This window comes from Pseudomonas sp. NPDC012596 (assembly GCF_042902325.1).
Lineage (GTDB): Bacteria > Pseudomonadota > Gammaproteobacteria > Pseudomonadales > Pseudomonadaceae > Aquipseudomonas.
The window spans coordinates 1-21,311 of sequence record NZ_JBIBEB010000001.1; the positions used below are offsets into that span (position 1 = coordinate 1).

At 62.8% G+C, this 21,311-nt stretch carries 19 protein-coding genes and 1 pseudogene; 13 read left to right on the forward strand and 7 right to left on the reverse strand.

Translation table 11 applies throughout. The annotated features are described in order from the left end of the window. Window positions 1-815 precede the first annotated feature (815 nt). Window positions 816-2,309 (reverse strand): CoA-acylating methylmalonate-semialdehyde dehydrogenase, encoded by a 1,494-nt coding sequence (locus ACFY68_RS00005; RefSeq protein WP_346614704.1) that lies wholly within the window; start codon window positions 2,307-2,309, stop codon window positions 816-818. Between the two features lie 72 nt (window positions 2,310-2,381). Further along, the gene (locus ACFY68_RS00010; protein WP_387522371.1) at window positions 2,382-3,728 is read right to left on the reverse strand and encodes an aspartate aminotransferase family protein; all 1,347 of its coding nucleotides are present in this window, start codon (window positions 3,726-3,728) and stop codon (window positions 2,382-2,384) included. Between the two features lie 118 nt (window positions 3,729-3,846). On the opposite strand from ACFY68_RS00010, the gene ACFY68_RS00015 reads away from it, so the two are divergent. The 5 genes from ACFY68_RS00015 (at window position 3,847) to ACFY68_RS00035 (ending at window position 8,219) form a co-directional block, all read left to right on the forward strand. Beyond that, window positions 3,847-4,764 (forward strand): LysR family transcriptional regulator, encoded by a 918-nt coding sequence (locus ACFY68_RS00015; protein ID WP_387522372.1) that lies wholly within the window; start codon window positions 3,847-3,849, stop codon window positions 4,762-4,764. Between the two features lie 90 nt (window positions 4,765-4,854). Next, entirely contained in the window at window positions 4,855-5,517 is a 663-nt protein-coding gene (locus ACFY68_RS00020; RefSeq protein ID WP_346614707.1) for a TetR/AcrR family transcriptional regulator, read from the forward strand. Window positions 5,518-5,526: 9 nt separating this feature from the next. Then, window positions 5,527-6,111 (forward strand): IMPACT family protein, encoded by a 585-nt coding sequence (locus ACFY68_RS00025; RefSeq protein ID WP_387522374.1) that lies wholly within the window; start codon window positions 5,527-5,529, stop codon window positions 6,109-6,111. Between the two features lie 367 nt (window positions 6,112-6,478). Continuing rightward, window positions 6,479-7,165, forward strand: a complete 687-nt coding sequence (locus ACFY68_RS00030; protein ID WP_387522376.1) for an SDR family oxidoreductase — start codon at window positions 6,479-6,481, stop codon at window positions 7,163-7,165. Between the two features lie 106 nt (window positions 7,166-7,271). Further along, on the forward strand, window positions 7,272-8,219 hold the full coding sequence (locus ACFY68_RS00035; protein WP_387522378.1) for an adenosine deaminase: 948 nt from the start codon (window positions 7,272-7,274) through the stop codon (window positions 8,217-8,219). A gap of 19 nt (window positions 8,220-8,238) precedes the next feature. On the opposite strand, the gene ACFY68_RS00040 is transcribed toward ACFY68_RS00035, so the two are convergent. After that, the gene (locus ACFY68_RS00040; RefSeq protein WP_346614711.1) at window positions 8,239-8,946 is read right to left on the reverse strand and encodes a helix-turn-helix transcriptional regulator; all 708 of its coding nucleotides are present in this window, start codon (window positions 8,944-8,946) and stop codon (window positions 8,239-8,241) included. Window positions 8,947-9,439: 493 nt separating this feature from the next. Between ACFY68_RS00040 and ACFY68_RS00045 the strand changes: the two genes are divergently transcribed. After that, window positions 9,440-9,637 carry a hypothetical protein gene (locus ACFY68_RS00045; protein WP_387522380.1) on the forward strand — a complete coding sequence of 66 codons (198 nt, stop codon included), beginning with the start codon at window positions 9,440-9,442 and terminating at the stop codon, window positions 9,635-9,637. Here ACFY68_RS00045 and ACFY68_RS00050 read toward each other — a convergent pair. After that, window positions 9,588-10,769, reverse strand: coding sequence for a multidrug effflux MFS transporter (locus ACFY68_RS00050; RefSeq protein WP_387522382.1), 1,182 nt, complete (start codon window positions 10,767-10,769; stop codon window positions 9,588-9,590). The genes ACFY68_RS00045 and ACFY68_RS00050 overlap by 50 nt on opposite strands. 108 nt (window positions 10,770-10,877) lie before the next feature. Further along, window positions 10,878-11,075: a heavy-metal-associated domain-containing protein gene (locus ACFY68_RS00055; protein ID WP_387522384.1), complete on the reverse strand. Its 198-nt coding sequence runs from the start codon at window positions 11,073-11,075 to the stop codon at window positions 10,878-10,880. A gap of 145 nt (window positions 11,076-11,220) precedes the next feature. Here ACFY68_RS00055 and ACFY68_RS00060 point away from each other — a divergent pair, with 145 nt between their 5' ends. The 5 genes and pseudogenes from ACFY68_RS00060 (at window position 11,221) to ACFY68_RS00080 (ending at window position 16,584) form a co-directional block, all read left to right on the forward strand. Beyond that, window positions 11,221-11,607 carry a hypothetical protein gene (locus ACFY68_RS00060; protein ID WP_346614715.1) on the forward strand — a complete coding sequence of 129 codons (387 nt, stop codon included), beginning with the start codon at window positions 11,221-11,223 and terminating at the stop codon, window positions 11,605-11,607. Window positions 11,608-11,659: 52 nt separating this feature from the next. After that, entirely contained in the window at window positions 11,660-14,059 is a 2,400-nt protein-coding gene (locus ACFY68_RS00065; RefSeq protein ID WP_387522386.1) for a heavy metal translocating P-type ATPase, read from the forward strand. Continuing rightward, complete coding sequence (gene cueR / locus ACFY68_RS00070) at window positions 14,056-14,460, forward strand: Cu(I)-responsive transcriptional regulator (RefSeq protein WP_387522388.1); 405 nt, start codon at window positions 14,056-14,058, stop codon at window positions 14,458-14,460. Before ACFY68_RS00065 ends, cueR begins: the two co-directional genes overlap by 4 nt. Window positions 14,461-14,793: 333 nt before the next feature. Further along, window positions 14,794-15,726: pseudogene (locus ACFY68_RS00075) on the forward strand (cache domain-containing protein); the annotation flags it as partial. 129 nt (window positions 15,727-15,855) lie between these two features. Beyond that, window positions 15,856-16,584 (forward strand): methyl-accepting chemotaxis protein, encoded by a 729-nt coding sequence (locus ACFY68_RS00080; RefSeq protein WP_387523009.1) that lies wholly within the window; start codon window positions 15,856-15,858, stop codon window positions 16,582-16,584. A 122-nt stretch (window positions 16,585-16,706) separates the two neighbouring features. Here ACFY68_RS00080 and ACFY68_RS00085 read toward each other — a convergent pair whose 3' ends face one another. Together ACFY68_RS00085 and ACFY68_RS00090 are read right to left on the reverse strand one after the other, a co-directional pair. Beyond that, window positions 16,707-17,486, reverse strand: coding sequence for an AraC family transcriptional regulator (locus tag ACFY68_RS00085; RefSeq protein WP_387522390.1), 780 nt, complete (start codon window positions 17,484-17,486; stop codon window positions 16,707-16,709). Window positions 17,487-17,541: 55 nt separating this feature from the next. Continuing rightward, window positions 17,542-18,819 carry an acetyl-CoA C-acetyltransferase gene (locus ACFY68_RS00090; protein ID WP_387522391.1) on the reverse strand — a complete coding sequence of 426 codons (1,278 nt, stop codon included), beginning with the start codon at window positions 18,817-18,819 and terminating at the stop codon, window positions 17,542-17,544. 262 nt (window positions 18,820-19,081) lie between these two features. Here ACFY68_RS00090 and ACFY68_RS00095 point away from each other — a divergent pair, with 262 nt between their 5' ends. Further along, window positions 19,082-20,434: a 3-oxoacyl-ACP reductase gene (locus ACFY68_RS00095; protein ID WP_387522393.1), complete on the forward strand. Its 1,353-nt coding sequence runs from the start codon at window positions 19,082-19,084 to the stop codon at window positions 20,432-20,434. 2 nt (window positions 20,435-20,436) lie between these two features. Then, window positions 20,437-21,288, forward strand: coding sequence for a MaoC family dehydratase (locus ACFY68_RS00100; protein ID WP_387522395.1), 852 nt, complete (start codon window positions 20,437-20,439; stop codon window positions 21,286-21,288). Window positions 21,289-21,311: the final 23 nt, after the last annotated feature.

Below are 21,311 nucleotides of genomic sequence, written 5' to 3' on the forward strand. Positions count from 1 at the left end.
ACTATCAGTCCGTACTCACAAGCACCCACACGAATTGCTTGATTCAATTTGTTAAAGAGCGTTTGGTTAAGAGCTTTTCGCCTCAACCGAGGCGCGCATTATACGCTTTCCCCAGAGCCTGTCAAGCGTTTATTTTGAAGTTTTTACCGAGAAACTCGTTTAGCTTCAAACACTTAACTCGCTGCGATCTCTCATAGCGGGAGGTGAATCATACAGCGTTTAGAAGCGCTGTCAATCACCATTTCAACCGCTTGCGATCATTCGATCGTAGCCCTTTCAGCACCACCTTAACTACTTAACTCATTGAATCTCAAGGAGTTTGTCGTTCCGATGTCGCTGGAAGTGGGGCGCATTATAAGGGGATCTGGAAATGGGTCAAGGGTTAATTTCAGGTATTTGAAATATTCCAGGCGAAGGCCGTATCAAGGCCACCAGGTGCCCGCCACAACACATTCAGCGCCTATAAGATCGAGCGCCGCCCGCGCGGCGCATCGCGGCTAAAGCCGCTCCTACATTTGTTGCAACGTGCCATGGCCTGACTAGGCCATAGTTGTCAGCCTTGTTGGCACGGCGCGATATTTCGGCTGGCGCTCTAGCGCCGCCCCACCCGTCTTCAGCCATGCGCCAAAGCGGACAACCATGGCCTGTCTGGAACGGCACGTTGCAACAAATGTAGGAGCGGATTTATCCGCGATGCGCCGCGCGGGCGGCGCTCGATCTCAAGGGCGCCGTATCCCCCAAGCCAAGCACCCCTCAGCCCCACCATAAAAAACAAAACGGGGAGGCCTTTCGGCCTCCCCGCTTCTCCTCATGCCTTAAAGGCTAGGGAACGCAAATTGCGACGCCTCATGGCTGGCCCGCTGCGGCCAACGCTGGGTGATCGCCTTGCGACGGGTATAGAAGCGCACCCCGTCCGGGCCATAGGCATGCAGGTCGCCAAACAGCGAGCGCTTCCAACCGCCAAAGCTGTGGTACGCCACCGGCACCGGCAGCGGTACGTTGACGCCGACCATGCCCACTTCGATCTCGTCGCAGAACAGCCGCGCGGCTTCGCCATCGCGGGTGAAGATGCAGGTACCGTTGCCGTACTCGTGATCATTGATCAACTGCATGGCTTGCTCCAGGCTGTTCACCCGCACTACGCACAGCACAGGGCCGAAAATCTCTTCTTTATAGATGCGCATCTCAGGGGTCACCTTGTCGAACAGGGTGCCACCCACGAAATAGCCATCTTCATTGCCTGCCACACGGAAACCACGCCCATCCACCACCAGCTTGGCGCCAGCAGCAACGCCGTCGTCGATGTAGCCGACCACCTTGTCACGGGCAGCGGCAGTTACCAACGGGCCCATGTCCAGGCCACAAGAGGTACCGGCACCAATTTTCAGCGCTTTGATCTGCGGTTCCAGCTTGGCAATCAGCGCATCGGCTACCTGGTCACCTACGCACACCGCAACGGAAATGGCCATGCAACGCTCGCCGCACGAACCGTACGCGGCCCCCATCAAAGCACTGACGGCGTTGTCCAGGTCGGCATCGGGCATCAGCACTGCATGATTCTTGGCGCCGCCCAGTGCCTGGACACGCTTGCCGCGCTTGGTGCCTTCGGCGTAGATGTACTCGGCGATCGGGGTCGAACCGACGAAGCTCAGGGCCTTCACTTCCGGTGCCTCGATCAGCGCGTCCACGGCTTCCTTGTCGCCATGCACCACGTTGAGGATGCCCTTAGGCAGGCCAGCCTCCAGCAGCAGCTGAGCAATGTACAAGGTCGAGCTCGGGTCGCGCTCGGACGGTTTCAGAATAAAAGCGTTACCGCAGGCAATGGCCAATGGGTACATCCACAGCGGGACCATGGCCGGGAAGTTAAACGGGGTGATGCCAGCGACCACGCCCAGTGGCTGGAAGTCGGACCAGGCGTCGATGTTCGGGCCGACGTTGCGGCTGTACTCGCCCTTCAGCACTTCAGGCGCTGCGCAGGCGAACTCGACGTTCTCGATGCCGCGCTTCAGTTCACCTGCAGCGTCTTCGATGGTTTTGCCATGCTCTTCGCTGATCATTTGCGAAATACGTGCTTCGTTCTGCTCCAGCAATTGCTTGAAGCGGAACATCACCTGGGCGCGCTTGGCCGGTGGGGTGTTGCGCCAGGCCGGGAAGGCCGCCTTGGCCGAATCGATCGCTTCCTGCACGGTCGCGCGGCTCGCCAGCTCGACCTTGCGTACCGCCTGGCCAGTGGACGGGTTGAAGACATCGGCGGTGCGCTCACCTTTGGTAACCAGCTCGCCGTGAATCAGGTGCTGAACAATGCTCATGCAAAACTCCAGATAAAGAGGTTGAGGCTGGCGCGTAATCGGCTCACACGCCTTACGTCAAATTCGGAACGGTCAGTCGACCTTGTTCAGCGCTTCACCGACCGCATCGAACAGGCGGTCGAGTTCTTGCGGCTGGGTATTGAAGGTTGGGCCGAATTGCAGGGTGTCACCACCAAAGCGGACATAGAAGCCGGCTTGCCAAAGTTTCATCGCAGCTTCGTACGGACGGACGATGGCATCGCCATCGCGGGCAGCGATCTGGATCGCGCCGGCCAGGCCGTAGTTGCGAATGTCGACAACGTTCTTGGTGCCCTTGACGCCGTGCAGCAGCTTCTCGAAGTGCGGTGCCAGCTCGGCAGCCGACTGCACCAGGTTTTCCTTCTGCAGCAGGTCTAGCGCGGCAATACCGGCGGCGCAGGCAACCGGGTGAGCCGAATACGTATAGCCGTGTGGGAATTCCACGGCGTATTCCGGGGTCGGCTGGTTCATGAAGGTGTGGTAGATCTCGCTGCTGGCGATCACGGCGCCCATCGGGATGGCGCCGTTGGTGACCTGCTTGGCGATGCACATCAGGTCCGGGGTGACGCCGAAGGCTTCGGCGCCGGTCATGGCGCCCATGCGGCCGAACCCGGTGATCACTTCGTCGAAGATCAGCAGAATATTGTGCTGGGTGCAGATTTCACGCAGGCGCTTCAGGTAACCCTTCGGCGGCGGCAGCACACCCGCTGAACCCGCCAGCGGCTCGACGATCACCGCGGCGATGTTCGAAGCATCGTGCAGTTCGATCAGTTTGAGCATCTCATCAGCCAAGGCGATGCCACCCTCTACCGGCAGGCCCTTGGAGAAAGCGTTCACCGGCAGCACGGTGTGCGGCAGGTGGTCGACATCCAGCAGCTGGCCGAACATCTTGCGGTTGCCGTTGACGCCACCCAGGCTGGTACCGGCGATGTTCACCCCGTGGTAACCACGGGCGCGGCCAATGATCTTGGTCTTGGTGGCCTGGCCCTTCAGGCGCCAGTAGGCACGGACCATCTTCAGCGCGGTGTCGGCACACTCGGAACCGGAGTTGGTATAGAAGACGTGGTTCAGGTCGCCCGGGGTCAGCGCGGTGATCTTTTCCGCTAGCTGGAACGACAGCGGATGGCCGAACTGGAAGGCCGGGGAGTAGTCCAGGGTATTCAGCTGACGCGTGACTGCATCAGCAATTTCCTTGCGGGTATGCCCGGCGCCACAGGTCCACAGCCCCGACAGGGCATCGAAGATCTTGCGCCCCTTGTCGTCGACCAGGTAGTTACCTTCGGCCGCCACGATCAGGCGTGGGTCGCGATGGAAATTGCGGTTGGCGGTGTAAGGCATCCAGTGCGCGTCCAGCTTGAGCTGGCTGGCGATACCGGCGGGGGCGGTTTCGGGCATGTTCATCGGCGGTTCCTCGGGAGACGATTAGGCAACGATGGATGTTGTTGCAGCTAAATTGGCACGCAGATAAAGTCTGAAAAAGCCTACATTTCTAATCTTCAGGTAGCGCAAGACTAAACATATGAGCCGACGCCCCGACCCTCTCGCTCAAGTCAGTGATTTCGACATCCGCCTGCTGAAAATTTACCGCAGCGTCGTTGAATGCGGCGGTTTTTCGGCCGCCGAGAACGTGCTTGGCATCGGCCGTTCGGCCATCAGCCAGCAGATGAACGACCTTGAGCAACGCTTGGGCCTGCGCCTGTGCCAGCGTGGCCGCGCGGGCTTCTCGCTGACCGAGGAAGGCCGCGAGGTCTACCATTCGGCGCTGCAACTGCTCGGCGCGCTGGAGTCGTTCCGCACCGAGGTGAACGGGCTGCATCAGCACTTGCGTGGTGAGCTGAACATCGGCCTGACCGACAACCTGGTGACCCTGCCGCACATGCGCATCACCCACGCCCTGGCCGAACTCAAGGACCGCGGCCCGGATGTGCGTATCCACATCCGCATGATCGCGCCCAGCCAGGTCGAGCAGGGCGTGCTGGACGGCAGCCTGCATGTTGGGGTGGTCCCGCAGACCAGCCCGCTTTCCGGCCTCGAGTACCAACCGTTGTACAGCGAACGCTCGTTGCTCTACTGCGCGGTCGGCCACCCGCTGTTCTATGCCGACGACCAGCAAATCGACGATGAACGCCTCAACGACCAGGAAGCGATCGCCCCGACATTCCGCCTGCCCGCTGATATTCAGGCGCACTACCAGGCGCTCAACTGCACTGCCAGTGCCTCCGACCGCGAAGGCATGGCGTTTCTGATTCTCACCGGCCGTTACATCGGCTACCTGCCCGACCACTACGCAAGCTTCTGGGTGCAGCAAGGCCGCCTGCGCGCGCTCAAGCCTGCCCAACGCTTCTACGACCTGAGCCTGAGCTGGGTAACCCGCAAGGGGCGTCGACCGAATTTGGTGCTGGAAAGCTTCCTCGAAAGCCTGGCAGCGACACGCTGATGCCTGCTTGTGACGCTAATGCTTGTCACGTGAGCGCAGGCAGGTAATCTTGTCCGACATCCGTTGCCACAGACCTGTACGGAATCGTCCATGACCTTAGAAGTCCCTGCGCATCGCCTTTCCGCCTCGGGCAAGCCCGCCGGCCGCATCCGCCAGAAGAACGAACAGGCCATCATCCAGGCCGCCGAAGACGAGTTCGCCCGCCATGGCTTCAAGGGCACCAGCATGAACACTATCGCGCTGAAGGCCGGCTTGCCCAAGGCCAACCTGCATTACTACTTCACCAATAAGCTCGGGCTCTATATCGCCGTGCTGAGTAACATCATCGAACTGTGGGACAGCACCTTCAACGCCTTGAGCGTGGAGGACGACCCCGGTGCGGCGCTGAGCGAATACATCCGCACCAAAATGGAGTTCTCCAGGCGCAACCCCCAAGCCTCACGGATCTTCGCAATGGAGGTGATCAGCGGTGGCACCTGCCTGACCGAGTATTTCAGTGCCGACTACCGCGAGTGGTTCCGAGGCCGGGCCGCAGTGTTCCAGGCCTGGATCGACGCCGGCAAGATGGACCCGGTCGACCCGGTGCACCTGATCTTCCTGCTATGGGGCAGCACCCAGCACTACGCCGACTTCGCCACCCAGATCTGCCAGGTCACCGGCCGCAGCCGCCTGACCAAGCAAGACATGGAAGACGCGAGCAACAACCTTATCCACATCATCCTCAAGGGGTGCGGCATCGCGCCGAGTGCCTGACATCTATATATGCCTTCTACCCTGCTCGACCTCTGCGAATTTCGCGAGGAAATCCGCAAGAGCCGTTTCATTACCCTCGCCGGCCCCATATCCAGTGCAGCCGAGGCGATGAGCTTCATCGAACAGCACAGCGACCTCGCCGCCACGCACAACTGCTGGGCCTGGAAACTGGGCGGGCAATACCGCAGCAACGATGATGGCGAACCTGGCGGCACGGCCGGGCGGCCGATCCTTGCGGCCATCGAAGCCCAGGACTGCGACCAGGTGGTGGTACTGGTGATCCGCTGGTATGGCGGTATCCAGCTGGGCACCGGCGGCCTGGCTCGCGCCTACGGCGGTGGCGCCAACAAATGCTTGCAACAGGGGCCGAAAAGGCTGTTGGTGCAACGCAGCGAATACCGCTGCAGCTGCAGCTTCAGTGAGCTGGCCTTGGTCAAACTGCGTTTGGCGGAAATCGATGGGCTGGTGCTGGATGAGCAGTTCACCGCCAACGGGGTTGACCTGCAGATAGCCGTGGGCGAGGCCTTCATCAGCGCTCTGCAACAGCAGCTTGCTGACCTCAGCCGCGGCCGCATTCTGCTGCAGGCCTGCTGAAGGTTGCACACAACTGCTGTGGGCCTGGCTGTGGATAAGCTTGGGGCAACCCTCTGCAGGCCACGTATAACATGGCCTGCAATGCATTGAGCATATTTTGATCACTGTTTGATGACAGCCGTAACGCACTGAGCCATCGAAAGTTATCCCCAATCCGGCAATCAGCATCCGACAGGGCTTCAGCGCAGCTTGCGCACATTAACTGTGGATCAGGCTGTGGATAACCCGTTAGCCAACAAGCGAAGCGCCCGTCTGCGCACGGCAAATCGTAACTGATCGTTTTTTAATCAATCGTGAATACAGGCGCATTCAGCCCGCCTGAAGTATGCTGAATTTCTTTTTCCTGAACCGATAAAGGAAGGTTCCAATGGCAACCTCAAGAACTGCCCTCATCATCGGCGCCTCCCGCGGGCTTGGCCTGGGCCTGGTGCAACGCCTGAACGAAGATGGCTGGAACATCATTGCCACGGTGCGCGACCCACAGAGCCCCGGCGCACTGAAAGATGTGCCAGGTGTACGCATCGAACAGCTGGAAATGAATGACACCGCTCAGCTCGACGGCCTGAAGCAGCGCGTGCACGGTGAGGTATTCGACCTGGTGTTCGTCAATGCCGGGGTCATGGGCCCCCTGCCACAAGACCTGGAAACCGTGCAACGCAGCGACATCGGCGACCTGTTCATGACCAATGCCGTAGCCCCGATCCGCGTAGCCCGCCGCCTGGCTGGCCAGGTTCGTGAAGGGTCCGGTGTGCTGGCGTTCATGAGTTCGATCCTGGGCAGCGTGACCATCCCCGATGGTGGCGAGATCTGCCTGTACAAAGCCAGCAAAGCCGCCCTGAACTCCATGATCAACAGCTTCGTGGTCGACCTGCAGCGCCCCGACCTCTGCGTGCTGGCCATGCACCCGGGCTGGGTGCAGACCGACATGGGCGGCGAGAATGCGGAAATCGATGTACTCACCAGTACCCGTGGCCTGCTTGAACAGATCAACGCCCAGAGCGGCAACGGCGGCCTGCGTTTCATCAACTACAAGGGCGAGGCCCTGACCTGGTGACGTGCAACTGATCAGTGGTTGACGCATTCCAGGGCCTGTCCGGGCGCAATGCCTGGCCAGGCCCTGTAGAATGGCGGCAACCGTACCTGATTCGAGAACACCCACTATGTATGAATGGTTGAACGCCCTGCCCAAGGCCGAACTGCACCTGCACCTCGAAGGCTCGCTTGAGCCCGAGCTGCTGTTCGCCCTGGCCGAGCGCAACAAGATAGCCCTGCCCTGGAATGACGTCGAAGCGCTGCGCAGCGCCTATGCCTTCAACAACCTGCAGGAATTCCTCGACCTCTATTACCAGGGCGCGGACGTGTTGCGCACCGAGCAGGACTTCTACGACCTGACCTGGGCCTACCTGCAGCGTTGCAAGGCGCAGAACGTCATCCACACCGAACCGTTCTTCGACCCGCAAACCCACACGGACCGTGGCATCCCGTTCGAAGTGGTACTTAACGGCATCAACCAGGCACTCAAGGATGGGCGTGAACAACTGGGCATCAGCAGCGGCCTGATCCTCAGCTTCCTGCGCCACCTCAGCGAAGACGAAGCGCACAAGACCCTCGACCAGGCCCTGCCCTTCCGCGACGCCTTCATTGCCGTCGGCCTGGACAGCTCTGAAAAAGGTCACCCGCCCAGCAAGTTCCAGCGCGTCTTCGACCGCGCCCGCAGCGAAGGTTTCGTGGCGGTGGCCCACGCCGGTGAGGAAGGCCCACCCGAGTACATCTGGGAAGCCCTCGACCTGCTCAAGATCAAGCGCATCGACCATGGCGTGCGCGCCATCGAAGACGAGCGCCTGATGCAACGCATCATCGACGAGCAGATCCCCCTCACCGTCTGCCCATTGTCCAACACCAAACTGTGCGTGTTCGATCACATGAGCCAGCACAACATCCTCGACATGCTTGAGCGCGGCGTGAAGGTTACGGTCAACTCTGACGACCCGGCCTACTTTGGCGGCTACGTCACCGAGAACTTCCATGCCCTGCACACCCACCTGGGCATGACCGAAGACCAGGCTCGTCGCCTGGCGCAGAACAGCCTGGACGCACGCCTGGTCTGACCGGGGCACGGCGTTGCGGTCACCCCACCTGCAACGTCGGCACGCGGGCAATGCGGTTGATCTGCTGAATACCCAAGGCCGATATCTGCAACGCCCGCGTGTTGTCGGCCTCGCGTATCCAGCCCGACTGCAGGAACAACCTGAGCAACGCCTGCCCCAGGCTTCCGCCTAGATGCGGCCCCTGATCGCTCCACTCATTGCAGTGGCAAATCACGCAGCCTTTTCGCTGACGGGGTGCCAGCGCATCGATGTAAACGCCGATGCTGGCCAACTGCGTCCGTCCCTCGTCACTGACCATCATCTGCTGCACGCCGCCCTCCAGCCAGCCTGCCACCACCAGGCGGTGATACAGTTCACCCGCCAGTTCGCCGCCTAGATGATCACCACAGCGGCGGGCCCGGCGCATCGACATCGGCATCTGCAGCGGCGTCGCCTGCCCCCCTTTTTCGCCTCCCAGCTGTACGCTGGCCAACGCTTCGACTGCAGCCCCCACCTGGGGCGTTGCCAGCCTGAAGTAGCGCTTGCGGCCCCGCGCTTCGAGCCTGAGCAAACCTGCAGAAGACAACAACGACAGATGCGCGCAGGCTGACGATGAGGTCAGCCCCGTTATCATCGCCAGCTCATCGGTTGGTCGCGGCATGCCATCGATGAGCGCCCACAACATCGCGCTGCGCTTGGGGTCGGCCATCAGGCCGGCAATCTGACTGATACTGCTGACTGCACTCATGTCCTTCAACTCCCTGCAAGATCACATCTGATTTCCAATGGCAAAGCCTGGCAACGACGGTAGCCATCCCAGCAGCTGGGAGCCTGGCACCGGGGTAAGTATAAGCCGCACGAATGGGCACTCCGGCAGCTGCCCCACCGGCTTGCTGTGTTGAAGTGGAATGGGTATGACCACCCTCACGGGGTTCGAACCGGCGCACGGTTTGGCCGCTGGTCCCGAAAACAGGCAGGAACCGAGAGGTGTAAGGGAAGAAACACCGCATCAGGAAGAATGGCCCCACGCGGCCAGCGACTCTGCCGACAGCCTCGTTCCTTAAATAGCGCAAACAAAAGCGAACCTTCTACACGTATCCAGACATTGCACCTGGATACGGCTGACACTACTCGCGGACAAGCGCCCCGACCGCCAGTCAGGACGCTCACGCCGGCCATGGCGCCACGTGGCCACAGCGCTACACTAGGTCCGCTCTCCCCCCATTCGGAGGTATGCCGCGATGAAGATTGTCGTCAGTGCGTCGAACCGTAACCCCAACTGCCCCTGGCAGGTCCGGCTCGACCAGCATGTTGTGAGTTTCCGCAGCGAGGCCGAAGCGCGCGCCTTCGTGGTCACCCTGGAGGCCCGCCTACAGGCCCCCCATACCCTCATGCCAGACGCCTGGCCTGCAAACGGTGGGTCAACAGCGCGACACTGACCACCAGTGCCCCACACAGGCTGACGACCAAGGTCATGGGTACCGCACTGCCGTCGTGCAGCAGGCCGACCAACGCTGCCGCCCCGGCCGCGACGCTGAACTGCAGGCAACCCATGAGTGCAGAGGCACTGCCTGCGCGTGCGCCCTGGCCACTCATGGCGCAGGCCGACGCGTTGGGGATGATGCAGCCGAGGCTTGAGATGCAGACAAACAGCGGCACCAGCAGTGGCCACAGGTGCGCCGGGCGCAGCGCTGCAACACCCAGCAACACCAACCCTGCCGCCAGGTACAACCAGACTGCGCGCACCAGCAGGAACGCCGGGCCACGCTTGGCCAGCAGGCGTGCATTGATTTGCGCCACCAGAATGAAGCCCGCTGCGTTGGTGCCGAACAACCAGCCGTAATGCTCGGCCGGTACGCCATAGAGCTTGATGAATACGAAAGGCGAACCGGCGATGTAGGCAAACATCCCGGCGATGGCAATTCCCCCGGTCAAGGCATGCCCAACGAACACCCGATCAGCCAGCAGCCGCAGGTACTGGCGCAATGCGCCTGAAAGTGGCTGGCGTGGCATATGCGCGGGCAAACTCTCCGGCAGCCCCAGGCCGATCGCGACCAGGCAGGCGGCGCTGAACAAGCTCAAGGTGAGGAAGATCGACTGCCAGCCGGCCAGGTTCACCAGCACACCACCCAGCATCGGCGCGAGAATCGGCGCCAGCCCCATGACCAGCATCAGCTGCGAGAACACCTTGGCCGAGGCCACCGGGTCGCACTTGTCGCTGACGATCGCCCGCGACAGCACCATCCCGGCACACCCACCCAAGGCTTGGACAAAGCGCGCCACGATCAACGTGTCGAGGCTGGGGGCGTAGGCGCACGCCAGCGAGGCCAGGGTGAACAGCGCTACACCAAACAGCAGCGGTATGCGCCGGCCAAAGCGGTCGGCTACCGGGCCGTAGGCCAACTGCCCGAGGGACAGGCCCAGGAAGTAGGCGGCCAACGTGGTTTGTACGTGTTTTTCATCGGTGGCGAACGCCTGCGCCATCGCCGGGAAGGCAGGCAGGTAGAAGTCGATCGCCAACGGCCCGAACGCACTCAATGCGCCCAGGATCAGCACCATTCGCAGGTTCATCAGGAATCCATAGCAGGCTAAGCAAGCGCACAAGTCTACCTGCAGTGGGCGCCATCAGCATGAAAACATTTGCAACAAACTAGGGGCCGACGTGCGGCCCCTTCACGCTCAAGCCTGTTCGGCCTCATAACCTTCTTCACGGATTGCCGCCAGCAGCTGCTCGGCCGGCAGCGCGCTTTGTACACGCACTTGCTTGCCAGCCAGGTCGACCTCCACCTGAGCATTCACATCCTGTTCCTGCACCGCACGGGTCACCGCTTTCACGCAATGGCCGCAGGTCATGCCTTGAACATTGAACGCTTGCATGGGTGTTGCCTCCTTAGGGATTTTACGCAGTTTCAAGCTTGCCACCGGGGCAAGGTCAAGTTCTGCGTTGAACGGCCGGGCTGGAAATCCGCGCAAACCTCGGCCAAGCTGCGCCATTGACGATTTGGCAAGCAGGAGATTCTTCATGTTCAGGGCAGCAGTGGGCGTTGCCGGGCTAATGACCGCGCTGGCGGTTGTGCCTCCGGCCAGTGCCGAGGGCAACTCGGACTACAGCGTGCTGATCATTTCGCGGGAACGTCTGGAAGTGGCCACCAGTTGCGAAATCGGCGTGTACCTCAACGATCAGCTTTCCGGGCGCCTGTTCCAGGAGCAGTCGACCTCGTTCAACCTGCCGCCCGGCCCAATCGACGTGCGCTTGCGCTTGCTGCCCGGGCAGATGCCGGGTTGCGCCCCCGGCATCGAGGACCAGCGCAGCACGCGCCTGACGCTGCAGGCGGGTCAGATCAACAAATACCGCATTGCCATGGGCCACAATGGGCTGGAGCTCAGACGCGCCAATCTGGAGTATTGACCTTCCCCACATGGCAAGGTTGATGCTGGTGGCCTGTCCAAGGAGGAGAGCCATGTCCGCATCCACCGTTTTCGACCTGCCGATTTCCGGCATGACCTGCGCCAGCTGTGCTGGCCGCGTCGAACGCGCTCTGCGCAAAGTCAGCGGCGCTGAACACGTCAGCGTCAACCTCGCCACCGAACAGGCCCGGGTCCAAGCCCCGGCCGACAGCTTGCCCGCCCTGGTCGATGCCGTGCGCAGCGCCGGCTACGGCGTACCAACCCGGGGCGTCGAGTTGCAGATCGGCGGCATGACCTGCGCCAGCTGCGTCGGCCGTGTCGAGCGCGCCCTCGGCAAGCTGGCAGGGGTTGAGCAGGTCAGTGTCAACCTGGCCAACGAACGCGCCCACCTTGAGGTGCTACAGGCTCTGGATGACAACCTGCTGATCAGCGCGGTGGAAAAGGCCGGCTACAGCGCCAGCCTGCCGCAGCCCGACAAAGACCAACAACAGCAAGTACTCCGCCGCCTGCGCAAGGAACGCCTGGCGGTTGGCGCCGCCCTGGTGCTGGCCATGCCACTGGTGCTGCCGATGCTGGTGCAGCCGTTTGGCCTGCACTGGATGTTGCCCGCCTGGGTACAGTTTCTCCTGGCCACGCCGGTGCAGTTCATCCTTGGCGCACGCTTCTATGTGGCAGCTTACAAGGCGGTGCGCGCAGGTACCGGCAACATGGACCTGCTGGTGGCACTGGGCACCAGTGCCGGGTATGGCCTGAGCCTGTATCAGTGGGCCCAGGCCCCTGCCGGCATGGCCCCGCACCTGTACTTCGAGGCGTCGGCGGTGGTCATCGCCCTGGTGCTGCTGGGCAAATACCTGGAAAGCCGAGCCAAGCGCCAGACCGCCAGTGCCATACGCGCCCTCGAAGCACTGCGCCCCGAGCGGGCCGTCAGGCTGGTCGATGGCCGCGAGGAAGACGTCGCGATTGCACGGTTGCAGCTGGGAGATCTGGTGCTGGTCAAGCCCGGGGAGCGCTTTCCGGTCGATGGCAAAGTGGAAGAAGGCAGCAGCCACGCTGACGAAGCCCTGATCAGCGGCGAGAGCCTGCCGGTGCCCAAGCAACCAGGTGACAGTGTGACCGGTGGCGCCATCAACGGTGAAGGCCGGCTGTTGGTGCGCACCCAGGCTTTGGGTACCGAGACCGTGCTGGCGCGGATCATCCGCCTGGTCGAAGATGCTCAGGCAGCCAAGGCACCGATCCAGAAACTGGTGGACCGGGTCAGCCAGGTGTTCGTCCCGGCCGTACTCATCGTTGCATTGCTCACGCTGATTGGCTGGTGGCTGGCGGGTGCAGCGCTGGAGACCGCGCTGATCAATGCCGTCGCCGTGCTGGTCATTGCCTGCCCCTGCGCCCTTGGCCTGGCCACACCTGCAGCGATCATGGCTGGCACCGGGGTGGCCGCGCGCCATGGCATTCTGATCAAGGATGCGCAGGTACTGGAGCGTGCCCATGCGGTGAACCGTGTAGTGTTCGACAAGACCGGCACGCTCACCTCCGGCAGCCCGCGCGTGGTCCACAGCCAGGCAGTGGTGGATGACAGCGGCGAGCTGCATCGCCTGGCCGGCGCTTTGCAACGCGGCAGCGAACATCCCCTGGCCAAGGCCGTACTGGATGCCTGCAGCGAGCAGGGCCTGAACGTTCCAACCGTGGCCGACAGCCAGTCACTCACCGGCCGAGGCATCGCAGGCCAGGTGGAAGGCCGCGAGCTAGCGCTAGGCAACCGCCGCCTGCTAGACGAAAGCGGCCTGCAACCTGGCGACCTGGCCACCCTGGCTCAGGCTTGGGAAGCCGAAGGCCGCACCCTGTCGTGGCTGATCGAACGTGGCGCGCAGCCACGCGTTCTCGGCCTGTTCGCCTTCGGTGACAGCTTAAAGCCCGGCGCCGATCAGGCGATTGCCGCTCTACACGCACAACATATCAGCAGCCACCTACTGACCGGGGACAACCGCGGCAGCGCCAACGTGGTGGCCGATAGCCTCGGTATCGATGATGTGCACGCCGAAGTATTGCCCGCCGACAAAGCCGCCACCGTGGCCGAACTGAAAAAGGGCGGCGTGGTGGCGATGGTGGGCGATGGTATCAACGACGCCCCGGCCTTGGCCGCCGCCGACATAGGCATCGCCATGGGCGGTGGCACCGATGTGGCCATGCAGGCCGCCGGCATCACCCTGATGCGTGGCGATCCGCGCCTGGTGCCGGCCGCCCTGGAAATCTGCCGCAAAACCTACGCGAAAATCCGCCAGAACCTGTTCTGGGCGTTCATCTATAACCTGATCGGCATCCCTTTGGCCGCGCTGGGTTACCTCAACCCGGTGCTGGCCGGCGCCGCCATGGCGCTGTCCAGTGTCAGCGTGGTAAGCAATGCCCTGTGGTTGAAAACCTGGAAACCGTCCAGCACCCAGCAGGAGGAGCAATGAACATCGGCCAGGCCGCCCGCCGCAGCGGGCTCAGCACCAAGATGATCCGCTATTACGAGTCCATCGGCCTGCTCAAGCCGGCCACCCGCAGCGACAGCGGCTACCGCCTGTACCAGGCGCAAGACCTGCACAGCCTGGCGTTCATCAAACGCTCCCGCGACCTGGGGTTTTCGCTGGAAGAGGTCGGCAAATTACTCACCCTGTGGCAGGACCGGCAACGCGCCAGTGCCGACGTCAAGGCGCTGGCCTTGCAGCACATCGATGAGCTGAACCGGCGTATCGAGGAGCTGGTCAGCCTGCGCGACACGCTGGCTGAGCTGGTTGCCCACTGCAAAGGCAATGATCGGCCCGACTGCCCGATTCTCAAAGACCTGGCAAACGGAGGCGAGTGCTGCCACTGACGCATTGAGCACGGAATCAGCTTTTTGGTATGCCATATTAGCCTTAAGCCGACCGAATAGTCGCCAAACCCGACTTTGCCCAATAAATACGGGCATTTTCGCTCAAAAAATCCCGGACGCTGCCGATGCAGAAATACCTGCCTCGCGTGTCGAAAAAAATAAATTCCGGGAGCGTCGATGAACATCAAACAGAAACTGACCTGGGCCTTCGCGGTGATCGCCGCGTTGCCCATCGTCCTTGTGGCCACGCTGGTGGTCATCAATTTGCGCGGTGAAGCCCGCGAAGGATTCCTCGACAGCAGCAGCCGGGAAATCCGCCAGGTCAGCAATGCGATGAACCTGTTCTTCCAGGGGATCACGCAAAACGTCGATTACCTGGCCAGCCTGCCGCAGGTTACAGGTGCCGGCGGGACCATCAAGAAGCACATCAGCGCCGACGCCGCGCAGATTGCCCCCGGCGAGCAAGACAAAGCGCTGTTCGAACTGTTCACCCGCCTGGCCACCAGCCACCCTGACTACGCCTACGTGTCCTACGGCCTGAAGGACGGTGGTTACGCGTTCTGGCCCGGCGACCCGAGCATGAGCAACTACGACCCGCGCACCCGCCCGTGGTACCAGGCCGCCATGGCCAACCCCGGCAAGACCCTGCGCACAGCGCCTTACTACTGGGCAGGCGATGATGCCGTGCTGGTCAGCACCGTGCGCTCCGTCGCCAATCAGCTCGGCAACCCCGGTGGCGTGGTCAACATCGATGTGTCGCTCAAGGGCCTGACCGAGATCGTCCAGCAGATCAAACTGGGCGAAAGCGGCTATCTGATCCTCATGGAAAACAACGGCAACGTGATGGTCGACCCGCGCGATGCCAGCCACAACTTCAAACAGCTGGCCAGCTTTGGTGACGGTTATGCGGAGCTGGCCAAGGCCGGTAAAGGCCTGGTTGAAGTCGACCTCGGCGGGGTGCGCTACATGGCCAACGTCTACCCCGACGAGAAACTCGGCTGGACCTTCATTGGCCTGATCCAACAAGGCGAGGTGATGCAGACCACCACCCGCCTGACCTGGCTGGTCGGCAGTATCGCGCTCATCCTCGCTGCCCTGTTTGCCGTGGTCGGCGCGGCGTTCGCCAAGCTCATCGTGCGCCCCATCAACAGTGTCTCCAGCGGCCTCGAGGGCATCGCCCAGGGCGAAGGCGACCTGACCCGCAACCTCGAAGTGCGCGGCCGTGACGAAACCGCGCAACTGGCCAGCTGGTTCAACCAGTTCCTTGGTGCCATCCGCAGCCTGATCCAACACATCGGCTCGGCCGCCAGCAAGATCCTCGCAACCTCCACCAGCTCCACCCGGGTGTCCGGCGACATGGCCGAGGCTGCCGGGCGCCAGCGTGAAGCCGTAGACATGGTATCCACCGCCTTCCACGAAATGGTCGCCACCGCCAACGAAGTCGCCCGCTCCTGCAGCCAAGCCGCGCAGTCGGCAGACAGCGGCCAACAGCAGGCCCGGGAAGGCCAGCAACAGATCGATGCAGCGGTGAACAGCGTTGATCGGCTGAGCCAGGAGATCGAACAGTCAGCGCAGTCGATCCAGCAACTTGAGCGTGACAGCAATGCCATTCAGTCGATCCTCGGCACCATCCGCTCGATTGCCGAACAGACCAACCTGCTGGCGCTGAATGCCGCCATCGAGGCCGCCCGCGCGGGCGAACAGGGCCGTGGCTTTGCCGTGGTCGCCGACGAAGTGCGGGCCCTGGCCAAGCGCACTGCCGACTCCACCGCCGAGATCGATGGCCTGCTGGGCAACCTGGCCAGCCGCACCGCCGAAGTGGCCCAGCAGATGCACGCCAGCCTCGAAGTGTCGCAGCAGTCGGTCAGCCGCATTGGCCTGGCCCGCGACAGCTTTGGCCAGATCCGCGAATCGGTGGACATCATCCGCGACATGAACACGCAGATCGCCACGGCGGCGGAGGAACAGCACCAGGTGGCCGAGGACATCAACCGCCATATCAGCCAGATTCACGGCGATGCGCAGCTGGTGGCCGAGCTGGCCCAGGCGGCGCGGCAGGATTCGCAGAGCCTGGCGGGGTTGTCGAATGAGCTGGATTCGCTGGTGCGGCGCTTCCGTACCTGATCGGTTGCCAATACTGACCCCATCGCCGGCAAGCCGGCTCCTACAGGTACTGCACAAGCCTTCAGGCCCGCGCTGTACCTGTAGGAGCCGGCTTGCCGGCGATGAGCCCAGTGCAGCCAACGCTACAATTTCAGCTCGCCCGGGGTTGAGCCAAACATCTGCTTGAAAGCGGCAATGTAAGCTGAAGTCGAATCATACCCACAGCCCAACGCCGCATCGGTCACGCTCTCCCCCGCCTCCAGCAACGCCAGCGACGACAACAGCCGCATGCGCTGGCGCCAGTTACGGAAACTCAACCCGGTTTCACGCTGGAACAGCCGCATCAGGGTCTTCTCCGAGCACCCCAGTTCCCGTGCCCACTGTTGCAAGGTCTGCACCTGATCCGGCGCAGCGATCAGGCCATTGCACAGTGCCAGCAGCCCAGGATGGCGCGGTAACGGAAGCGAAAAGCCCACCTCTGGCAGCGTCCGCAGTTGGTCGAGCAGCACCGCAACCAGGCGCGCTTCGTCACTGTCATCCTCCGGGTAATCCGCCGGGAACAGGCAGAACGCCTTGATCAATTCGCGCGCCAGCGGCGTGACCTCCAGCACCCGGCATTGCGCCGGCGCCCACGGGCACGCATCACGGCGGACATACAGGCTGCGCATTTCAGCCTGCCCGGACGTCAGCACTTCATGTTCGGCATCGGCCGGGATCCACACCCCCCACTGCGGCGGTGCGAAGTAACTGCCGTCACGGGTGTACACACCCAATACGCCACTGATGGCGTAGGAAAACTGCACCCAGTCATGGCTATGACGCGTGGTCCACGACCCTGCCCCCAAGCTCTCGGCCCGGGCGTAGAGTGCCCTGGGCAGGTGGTCCAGGGCAGGAATAGCGCGCGGCTGTCCGATACTCGACATAGACAATTCTTGTAGTTGTGAGCAGACAAGCCTACCACTGCAGGCCGTCAGGGGCTCACCGCTCGACGATTACCGTCACCCCTTGGCCGCCTGCCGCGCAGATCGAAATCAGCCCGCGGCCCTTCCCTGACGTCGCCAACAGCTTGGCCAGGTTGGCCAAAATTCGCCCACCGGTGGCCGCAAACGGGTGCCCGGCGGCCAGCGAGCTGCCCTTCACGTTCAGCTTGCTGCGGTCAATCGCGCCAAGCGGGGCATCCAGCCCCAGCCGTTCACGGCAGTAATCGGCGTCTTCCCAAGCCTTGAGCGTGCACAGCACCTGGGCAGCGAAGGCTTCGTGGATCTCGTAGTAATCGAAGTCCTGCAGGCTCAGGCCATTGCGCGCCAGCAGCCGCGGCACGGCGTAGACCGGCGCCATCAGCAGCCCCTCCTGGCCTTTGACGAAGTCCACTGCTGCGGTTTCGCCATCGACCAGGTAGGCCAGCACCGGCAAGCCCTGAGCCTGAGCCCATTGCTCGGTGCCCAGCAGCACCAGCGAAGCGCCGTCGGTAAGTGGTGTGGAGTTGCCCGCTGTCAACGTGCCCAGGCCGCTACGGTCGAAAGAAGGTTTGAGCTTGCCCAGTTGCTCGAGCGTCAGGTCCGGCCGCAGGTTGTTGTCGCGGGTAAGGCCCATAAACGGTGTGAGCAGGTCGTCCTGCCAGCCCTCGGCATACGCCGCCGCCAGGTGCTGGTGGCTGAGCAGCGCCAACTCATCCTGTTCGGCGCGGCCGATCTGCCAGGTTTGCGCCATGCGCTCGCAATGTTCGCCCATCGACAACCCGGTACGCGGCTCGCCATTGCGGGGTAGCTCGGGCTTCAGGTGGCCGGGGCGCAGTTGCAGGAACGGCTTGAGCCGCTCGCTCAAGGCCTTGCCACGGTTAGCCTGCAACAGGATGCGCCGCAGCCCCTCATTAACGGCGATTGGCGCATCTGACGTGGTGTCAACGCCACCGGCGATGCCGCTGTCGATCTGCCCCAGGGCAATCTTGTTGGCCACCAGCAGCGCCGCCTCCAGTCCCGTCCCACAGGCCTGCTGGATGTCGTAGGCCGGCGTCTGCGGCGACAGGCGCGAGCCCAGGACGCATTCGCGGGTGAGGCTCATGTCGCCCGAGTGCTTGAGCACCGCGCCCGCGACCACCTCGCCCAGGCGCAGCCCGTGCAAGCGGTAACGCTCGATCAACCCTTCCAGCGTAACGGTGAGCATCGCCTGGTTGCTGGCGGTGGCGTAAGCGCCGTTGGAACGGGCGAAAGGGATTCGGTTGCCGCCCAGAATCGCGACCCGGCGAAGTGAACGCATGCGTAGATTCCTCCTTAAACAATTCGATCCGAATAGCCTTGGGTTTGTACGGAAAGTCGCCGAGCGGCGATCAGGCAAGGCGAAAACAGGCGAGGAAGCGGAGTTTGCTGGTTGCAAATGAGCATTCCGAGCCTGTTTTCAACGCAGCATGATCGTCGCGCAGGCACTTTCCGTACAAAGCCTAGGTGTTTTTGCTGCATTCGAACGACCCCGCCACAAAGTTGGTCCACACTTCAATGCTTGCCTTCAGGGAGACCCGCACATGAGCGACCGCTATCTCGACTTTGCCAACTCCAACCTCGGCCGCCGCCTCGTCGATGCCCTCGGGCTGCCAAGCCCGGCGCCGCTGGAGCGCTGGCAGGCCGGCCGCCTGCGCCCGGTGGAGGGCGCACTGGTCATCGGCGGAGGCCCTTTGGCAACCCAAGTCGAAGCCATCGCCCCGCGCCTGACCGATGAAATCTACAGCTTCAATGGCGAAAGCCTGCAAGCGCCTGCCTGGGTCGCTGGCCTGGGGCCCAAACTCAAGGCGGTGGTGTTCGATGCCAGTCATTTGTCCGACAGCGACGAGCTGAAGCAGTTGCGCGAATTCTTCCAACCCTTGCTCCGCAGCCTGGCGCCCAGCGCGCATATCGTGATCCTCGGCCGCGCACCCGAAGGCATTGACGAGCCGCTGGCCAGTGTCGCCCAACGTGCGCTGGAAGGCTTCACCCGCTCATTGGCCAAGGAATTGCGTAATGGCGCAACCGCGCAACTGTTGTATGTCGCCGAGGGCGCGGATGAGCAGCTTGAAGGGGCCTTGCGCTTCTTCCTTTCGCCCAAGAGTGCATTCATTTCTGGCCAGGTATTGCGCCTGCAGGCCTGCGCCAGCCAAGTCGAAGACTGGACCCGTCCGCTCGCGGGCCGACGCGCACTGGTAACCGGTGCAGCACGTGGTATCGGTGCCGCCATTGCCGAAACCCTGGCCCGGGATGGCGCCGAGGTGATGCTGCTTGACGTGCCACAAGCCCAGCAAGACCTCGACGCCCTCGCCGCCCGCCTGGGCGGAAAAGCGCTGGGCCTGGATATCTGCGCCGGCGATGCCGCGGCAAAGTTGCTTCAAGCCTTGCCCGGCGGCATCGACATCGTCGTGCACAACGCCGGCATCACCCGTGACAAGACCCTCGCCAACATGACCCCGGAATACTGGGACGCGGTCATGGCCGTCAACCTCAAGGCCCCTCAGGTGCTGACCCAGGCACTGTACGATGGCGGCGCGCTGGGCGAGAACGCTCGTATCACGCTGCTGGCCTCGGTGAGCGGCATCGCTGGCAACCGCGGCCAGGCCAACTACGCCGCGAGCAAGGCCGGGCTGATCGGTTTTGCGCAAGCCTGGGCGCCGAAACTCGCCGAGCGCGGTGGCAGCATCAATGCCGTGGCACCCGGGTTTATCGAAACCCACATGACTGCCGCCATGCCAATGGGCCTGCGCGAAGCTGGGCGGCGCCTCAGTTCGCTGGGTCAGGGCGGTCGCCCGCAGGATGTCGCCGAAGCCATCGCCTGGCTGAGCCAGCCCGATTCAGGCGCGGTCACCGGCCAGGTACTGCGTGTTTGTGGCCAGGCATTGATGGGGGCTTGAGCATGAACCGGCAATGGCACGACCTGAACAGCCCCGACTCGCGCGCCAGCCTTTACCTGCGCGCGGCCAGCAAACGCAAGATCAGCGGCAACACGCTGCCAACAGATGGCCTGCGCTGTTTCATTCGCGTGCAGCCCGACAACCTCGCAGCCTACCGGCGGCTCTGCCACTTTACCGAGGACGGCCGCCTGCCGGGCACCTACCCGCATGTGATGGCCTTCACCCTGCAACTGCAATTGCTGACGGCGCCCGACTTCCCTTTCCCGTTGCTCGGCCTGGTGCACCTGCACAACCGCATCGAAGTGCTGCGCCCGTTGGGCGGCATCGATGGGCTGCGCTTCGCGGTGTATGCCGACAACCTGCAGGCGCATACCAAGGGCGGCACCTTCGACCTGATCACCGAGGCTGAGGATGGCCTTGGCCTGCTGTGGCGCGAAACCAGCCGCATGCTGGTACGCGGCCTGAAACTCGAGGGCTCAGCCGATGAGCACGAAGAACGCGAACCGGCGCCATTGCCTGAAGCGACGCGTTGGTACGCCGACAGCGACATCGGCCGGCGCTACGCCAAAGTCTGTGGCGACTACAACCCGATTCACCTGAGCGCCGCCAGCGCTCGGCTGTTCGGCTTCCCCAAGGCGATTGCCCATGGCATGTGGAGCAAGGCCATGGCCTTGGCCGCGTTGGGCGGGCACCTGCCGCACAGCGGGTATGCCTTCGAAGTGGATTTTCGCAAGCCGGTGCGCTTGCCTTCCGAGGTTGTGTTGAGCGCCAGCGCGGCAGGCCCCACGGGTGAGCTGCGCCTGGATGGCCATGGCGAACTGCTGCACATGGTCGGGAGATGGGCCTTGCTCTGACGGCCAGGGCTGCTGCGCAGCCC

What these genes read in the sequence shown, in the direction of transcription:
- ACFY68_RS00035 (WP_387522378.1), top strand. Translation starts at nt 7,272, where the DNA reads ATGTATGAATGGTTGAACGCCCTGCCCAAGGCCGAACTGCACCTGCAC.
- ACFY68_RS00025 (WP_387522374.1), top strand. Translation starts at nt 5,527, where the DNA reads ATGCCTTCTACCCTGCTCGACCTCTGCGAATTTCGCGAGGAAATCCGC.
- ACFY68_RS00050 (WP_387522382.1), bottom strand. Translation starts at nt 10,769, where the DNA reads ATGAACCTGCGAATGGTGCTGATCCTGGGCGCATTGAGTGCGTTCGGG.
- ACFY68_RS00090 (WP_387522391.1), bottom strand. Translation starts at nt 18,819, where the DNA reads ATGCGTTCACTTCGCCGGGTCGCGATTCTGGGCGGCAACCGAATCCCT.
- ACFY68_RS00095 (WP_387522393.1), top strand. Translation starts at nt 19,082, where the DNA reads ATGAGCGACCGCTATCTCGACTTTGCCAACTCCAACCTCGGCCGCCGC.
- ACFY68_RS00065 (WP_387522386.1), top strand. Translation starts at nt 11,660, where the DNA reads ATGTCCGCATCCACCGTTTTCGACCTGCCGATTTCCGGCATGACCTGC.
- ACFY68_RS00080 (WP_387523009.1), top strand. Translation starts at nt 15,856, where the DNA reads ATGGTATCCACCGCCTTCCACGAAATGGTCGCCACCGCCAACGAAGTC.
- ACFY68_RS00020 (WP_346614707.1), top strand. Translation starts at nt 4,855, where the DNA reads ATGACCTTAGAAGTCCCTGCGCATCGCCTTTCCGCCTCGGGCAAGCCC.
- ACFY68_RS00010 (WP_387522371.1), bottom strand. Translation starts at nt 3,728, where the DNA reads ATGAACATGCCCGAAACCGCCCCCGCCGGTATCGCCAGCCAGCTCAAG.
- ACFY68_RS00030 (WP_387522376.1), top strand. Translation starts at nt 6,479, where the DNA reads ATGGCAACCTCAAGAACTGCCCTCATCATCGGCGCCTCCCGCGGGCTT.
- ACFY68_RS00005 (WP_346614704.1), bottom strand. Translation starts at nt 2,309, where the DNA reads ATGAGCATTGTTCAGCACCTGATTCACGGCGAGCTGGTTACCAAAGGT.
- ACFY68_RS00040 (WP_346614711.1), bottom strand. Translation starts at nt 8,946, where the DNA reads ATGAGTGCAGTCAGCAGTATCAGTCAGATTGCCGGCCTGATGGCCGAC.
- ACFY68_RS00100 (WP_387522395.1), top strand. Translation starts at nt 20,437, where the DNA reads ATGAACCGGCAATGGCACGACCTGAACAGCCCCGACTCGCGCGCCAGC.
- ACFY68_RS00085 (WP_387522390.1), bottom strand. Translation starts at nt 17,486, where the DNA reads ATGTCGAGTATCGGACAGCCGCGCGCTATTCCTGCCCTGGACCACCTG.
- cueR (WP_387522388.1), top strand. Translation starts at nt 14,056, where the DNA reads ATGAACATCGGCCAGGCCGCCCGCCGCAGCGGGCTCAGCACCAAGATG.
- ACFY68_RS00060 (WP_346614715.1), top strand. Translation starts at nt 11,221, where the DNA reads ATGTTCAGGGCAGCAGTGGGCGTTGCCGGGCTAATGACCGCGCTGGCG.
- ACFY68_RS00045 (WP_387522380.1), top strand. Translation starts at nt 9,440, where the DNA reads ATGAAGATTGTCGTCAGTGCGTCGAACCGTAACCCCAACTGCCCCTGG.
- ACFY68_RS00055 (WP_387522384.1), bottom strand. Translation starts at nt 11,075, where the DNA reads ATGCAAGCGTTCAATGTTCAAGGCATGACCTGCGGCCATTGCGTGAAA.
- ACFY68_RS00015 (WP_387522372.1), top strand. Translation starts at nt 3,847, where the DNA reads ATGAGCCGACGCCCCGACCCTCTCGCTCAAGTCAGTGATTTCGACATC.